Raw genomic sequence first — 279 nt, forward strand, 5'->3', positions numbered from 1 at the left:
TGCGATGTGAGTGAGAACAAAACGGAATCGGATTCGCGCAGCGCGAGTCGCGCAGAGCAATTGCGCGCGCCGGGCGAGAAAAAATATTTTTGAGATTGAGCCGTTCAGTCGAACAGGCTCGACACCGATTCTTCAGACGCGGTGCGGCCGATGGCTTCGGCGATCAGGGTGGCGACCGACAGCACGCGGATGTTCGGAGCCTTGCGCATCGCTTCGGTCGGCTGGATCGAGTCGGTGATCACCAGTTCCTTGAGCCGCGACGAGGTGATGCGCGCGACC

The 279-nt window shown here is 60.6% G+C and carries 1 protein-coding gene; it reads right to left on the reverse strand.

All coding sequences use genetic code 11. The features are described 5' to 3' along the window. Positions 1-104: 104 nt before the first annotated feature. Entirely contained in the window at positions 105-269 is a 165-nt protein-coding gene (locus RVY79_RS22050; RefSeq protein WP_411161754.1) for a hypothetical protein, read from the reverse strand. Between the last annotated feature and the right edge of the window lie 10 nt (positions 270-279).

It is taken from the genome of Chromohalobacter sp. HP20-39 (assembly GCF_033052815.1).
Classification (GTDB): Bacteria; Pseudomonadota; Gammaproteobacteria; order Pseudomonadales; family Halomonadaceae; genus Chromohalobacter.